Below are 1,833 nucleotides of genomic sequence, written 5' to 3' on the forward strand. Positions count from 1 at the left end.
CTCGTGGGCTGGCCGTCCGGGTGGCGAGAAACACTTCCGACCCACTCCGACCCGTCGTACCGGAGAGGGAAGTAGACGGCCTCTTTCGTCCAAGCTGTGAATGGCTGGCCCTCCTCGACGCCGTAGCCGTCGTCGAACTCCCTGTCCAGCTCCTTCTCGGTCAGCGTGATTGAGACGATGTCGTCCATCGTCTCTCCACGCTTCTTCATCGCGCTTTCGATGAGGTTGCGCCATGTGTTCATCTTCTTGATTCTCCTAGGGTTTTAGCTCCCTCCTTGGGGCCGGTCAGATCAATGGGGCGCTAGTTGACGTGCCACTGGGTGGCGCGACGCGCCTTCCACGAGCGGCGATGCGGGCGGGTCGCCTTCACCCCCCAAAGGGGGCGGACGTGGTTGGTGGAGCGGGCGGGGCGGACCCGGGGCGCGGCACCGAACTCCTCGATGAGTTCGGGGGCCTCGGCGATGAGGCAAGCGGTCTGCGCCGCCTCATTGAGGGTCTTGCCATGCTTGTGGATTGCGGCCATTATTCCTCTCCGGTCATCGCTTTGTTGATGAGAGCCGTGACGTCACAGCTCCTGACGCTCATGGTCTCGTTGTTGAGACCCTCCATGTAGGCCGTAACGGCCGTGACAAACACCTCCGCCTCAAGACGGGAGATGGTCCTCTCCAAAATGGGCTGGAGCGCTCGTTTGGCCTGTTCGGCGCTGATCGGGCCTGGGCAATTCTGCAGGCCCGCCTCCCACGAGTCCAAGGACTCTTTGACGAGCATCTCAGTAAGCGTCTTCAACATGATGAAATCTCCTCTACATGAGTGTGGGTTTTACGCCACGCTCGGGATAAACCCGAGGTGGGCGAAGCTGACGACCTTACGGACGGTCCCGTCCGACATGGTCTGCTCGACCGAGGCCCGCTCAGAGGCCGCATAAAGCGGCTCCACGTCCAGCTCCTTCAGGCGCTTGGCCAAGCGCTCCGTCAGGTAAGGAGCCCCGCCAATCATGGCCTGGCCGATATACGTGGTCGCGACTGACCAGGCGGCGATGCGCTCGCCGTTGGCGAAGAGTTCGGCCGCCTTCTCGGTCTGGTCCCGGCGCCATTGCGCCAGCTCGTCGAAGACGAGCGCCAAGATCGACTCGACCCGCGAACGCAGGACCGTGTCCCTCGTTTCGGGGGAGGCGATCAGCACCTCCTTCTCGACCGTCAGGAGCTGCTCGAGCTTGGCCCGCCGGTCAGCCGGCAAGTCGACGACGCCCGCATTGATTTGGGCTGGGGTTGCTTGGTGTTGGGTGAGGTTAAGGATCATCGTTGTGTCTCCTATCGATAATGGATCCTCGCCAATTCATGGCTCGAATCCAGCGCTTGCGCCTTTCGTGGGATCCTTCCGGTCTGGATCCCGACCACGGCTTGAGGCCAGCTTAGTGTCTCTGACCCCACTGAATACCAGCTCCTCCTTCCCGGATGCAGGGAAGGCAGCCGATACGTGTTCGGAACCGGGTCTCCGAACCGGTCCAAGAACACTGATCGTCCATGATCCCAGACCAGATTGGCCTCGGCCCAAGACTGGAGCCAGTCGATCTCCGATAACTTATCAAGGGCTTGGCGGCCGGTCTCGTAGTTGCTGGGCTTCCTTGGCCACTCGTCGCAGTACCTGTTCTGGTAGATCAGGCTCGGGTAAGCGTACACCCCGAGAGAGAACTTGGCTTGCGGCGGGATGGACCGGTCCTGCAGGATCTGGGTCGGGCGATGCCGGACCAGCCTCAAGGGCTGCTCGATCTGCGTCCAGATCCTTTTCCTCCAAAGACGGGTCGCCTTCCCGTCGTTGTAGGGATCCCAGACC

Annotated in this window: 4 protein-coding genes; all 4 read right to left on the reverse strand. The window is 61.8% G+C overall.

From position 1 onward, the window contains the following. Positions 1 to 242: hypothetical protein (locus EOM25_14510; GenBank protein NCC26388.1), on the reverse strand; the 242-nt coding region annotated here is incomplete at its 3' end. A gap of 59 nt (positions 243 to 301) precedes the next feature. Beyond that, on the reverse strand, positions 302 to 523 hold the full coding sequence (locus EOM25_14515) for a hypothetical protein (protein NCC26389.1): 222 nt from the start codon (positions 521 to 523) through the stop codon (positions 302 to 304). After that, a complete protein-coding gene (locus EOM25_14520) occupies positions 523 to 789 on the reverse strand; it encodes a hypothetical protein (protein NCC26390.1) in 267 nt (88 codons plus the stop codon). The genes EOM25_14515 and EOM25_14520 overlap by 1 nt, the downstream gene beginning before the upstream one ends. 30 nt (positions 790 to 819) lie before the next feature. Further along, positions 820 to 1,299 (reverse strand): hypothetical protein, encoded by a 480-nt coding sequence (locus tag EOM25_14525; GenBank protein NCC26391.1) that lies wholly within the window; start codon positions 1,297 to 1,299, stop codon positions 820 to 822. Positions 1,300 to 1,833 lie beyond the last annotated feature (534 nt).

Source organism: Deltaproteobacteria bacterium (assembly GCA_009929795.1).
Lineage (GTDB): Bacteria > Desulfobacterota > Desulfovibrionia > Desulfovibrionales > Desulfomicrobiaceae > RZZR01.